This window comes from Chloroflexota bacterium, assembly GCA_038040195.1.
Lineage (GTDB): Bacteria > Chloroflexota > Limnocylindria > QHBO01 > QHBO01 > DASTEQ01.
The window spans coordinates 1-2,504 of the sequence record JBBPIR010000020.1 but is presented as its reverse complement, the minus strand read 5'-3'; the positions used below and the strand labels follow the sequence as shown (position 1 = coordinate 2,504).

The 2,504-nt window shown below is 69.0% G+C and carries 2 protein-coding genes; both read right to left on the bottom strand.

Going from position 1 to position 2,504, the window contains the following annotated elements:
• On the bottom strand, positions 1-368 hold a 368-nt coding region (locus AABM41_09725), incomplete at its 3' end, for a CoA transferase (protein MEK6192576.1).
• 14 nt (positions 369-382) lie between these two features.
• Positions 383-2,044 carry a thiamine pyrophosphate-binding protein gene (locus AABM41_09720; protein MEK6192575.1) on the bottom strand — a complete coding sequence of 554 codons (1,662 nt, stop codon included), beginning with the start codon at positions 2,042-2,044 and terminating at the stop codon, positions 383-385.
• Positions 2,045-2,504 lie beyond the last annotated feature (460 nt).

Below are 2,504 nucleotides of genomic sequence, written 5' to 3'. Positions count from 1 at the left end.
GAGGCGTAGATGATCTGCGGGTTGATCTCCTGGATGCGCTCCCAGGTGTAGCCCATCCGATCCATGACCCCGGGGCCGAAGTTCTCGACCACGATGTCACTGCGCTCCAGCAGCTGGGAGAAGACCTCCTTGCCCTCGTCTGCCTTCATGTTCAGCGTCAGGCTGCGCTTGTTGCCGTTCAGCATCGTGAAGTAGAGGCTGTCGACGTCCGGCAGGTCGCGCAGCTGACTCCGGGTGACGTCCCCGCCGCCCGGCCGCTCGATCTTGATCACGTCCGCGCCCATCCAGGCCAGCAGCTGCGTGCACACCGGCCCGGCCTGGACGTGGGTCATGTCCACGACGCGGACTCCCTCGAGGGCTTTTCTCATTCCCGCCTCCTCCCCTACTTGTACATCGTCTGGTTCATCGTGCCGGGCGCAAACACGTTCTGGTCGATCCACACGTTGATCAGCGAGGGCTTGCCCGACTCGCGGGCCCGCTCGAGGGCGGGACGGATCTCCTTGGGCTCGCGGACCTCCTCCCCATAGCCGCCGAGCATCTTGGCGAACAGGTCGTACTTCACGTCGCCGAGCTTGTTCCCGACGTCGCCGCGCTCCTCACCGTATTTCTGGATCTGGCCGTAGCGGATCTGGTTCATGTACGAGTTGTTGCCGACAACGCCGATGAACGGGAGGTCGAAGCGAACCATCGTCTCGAAGTCCCAGCCAGTGAGGCTGAAGGCGCCATCGCCGAACAGGCAGACCACCTCGCGGTCAGGCCGCGCGAGTTTCGCCGCCATGGCGAAGGGCACGCCGACCCCGAGGGTGCCGAGCGGACCCGGGTCCATCCACAGGCCCGGGCCCCTTGGCTGCACGACGCCGCCGGAGAAGGTGACGACGTCGCCGCCGTCGCCGATGTACATCGAGTCCTCGGTGAGGAACTCGTTGATCTCGTGCGCGAGCCGCAGCGGGTGGACCGGCGCGTCCTCACGCATCAGGCGCGGCAGGCGCTCCTCCTTGGCCTTCTGCTCCTCGTCCCGCAGCGTCTGGAGCCACGACTCCCGATCGCTGGCGGCGCCCTTGGCGCCCTGCCCCTCCGCGGCCTCGGCCACGGCGCTCAGGATCGCGCCCGGGTCGCCGACGAGCCCGAGGGACACGTCGCGGTTCTTGCCCACCGTGCGGTAGTCCATGTCGATCTGGACGACCGTGGCCTCCTGGCTCAGGCGCTTGCCGTAGCCCATGCGGAAGTCGAACGGCGTCCCGACGATGAGGATCACGTCGGCGTTCTTGAACGCGTAGCGCCGGGTGAGGTGGAAGTGATGCGGATCTCCCGGCGGGAGCGTGCCGCGGGCCGCCCCGTTCATGAAGGCGGGGATGTTGAGGCGGCGGACGAAGTCGGTCGCGGCCTCGGCCCCGCGCGCCGTCCAGACCTGGCTGCCCAGCAGCACGCACGGCCGCTCGGCCTTGACGAGGATGTCGGCCAGGCGATCGATGTCGTTCGGATCGCCGGTGCTCTTCGTCGAGGCGCGGTAATGACCCGGCTGCGGGATGACCGCGCTCTCGAGCGGGACCTTGGCGTCGAGGATGTCGCGCCCGATCTCCAGGTACGCGGGGCCCGGGGCGCCCGCAAGCGCCTCGCGGAAGGCCATCGAGCACATGTCCGCGACCCGCTCGGTCGTGAGCACGCTCGAGGAGAACTTCGTGATCGGGCGCATGATGTCGACGTGGGGCAGGTCCTGCAGGGAGCCCATGCGGTGCTGGTTGAGCGCGCCCTGGCCGCCGATCAGCAGCATCGGGCTCTCGGCGCGGAAGGCGTTGGCGACGCCGGTGACGGCGTCGGTCGTGCCGGGGCCGGCGGTGACCACGGCGCAGCCGGGCCGGCCGGTGACGCGTGCGTAGCCGTCGGCGGCGTGCGCCGCCACCTGCTCGTGACGCACGTCGACGACCTTGATGCCCTCGTCGATGCAGCCGTCGTAGATGTCGATGATGTGGCCGCCGCAGAGGGTGAAGATGACGTCGATGCCCTCTGCCTTCAGTGCCTTTGCCACCAGGTGGCCGCCCGAGATCGTTCCGGGCTCGGCCTCCCGTGCGGCCGGAGTCGTCTCTCGCTGTTTCTCGGTGGTCGCAGCCGTCACGTCGGCCCTCTTTCGTCGTTCGGGTGGGTGCGGATAGTGTCCCCGGCGCCGAGGTTCTCATACCTCGGGTCCAAGTGCTAGACCGCCTCTCTGACGTGGCCGCGAGGTCGAGCGCGTGATCGCGGACCAGGCGCTCGGCCAGCTCGGCGTCGCCGATCGTGCTGCCTCGGATCGGGCGCACGTGCACGAGCAGGCTGCTGGCCATGTTCACGAGCAGCGGCGAATGGCCGAGCGTGGGCCGGGCCGGCTCACTCCGGGGAGCGCGTCTCCGCGAGCAGAGCGCTCGTCGCGGCGATGGCACGCATGGACGGTGCGTCCACCTCGGCGAGGTCGGCCAGCTCGATCACGGCGTCGATGATGGCGGCGAGCTCGAGCGGCTTGCCCGCCTCGA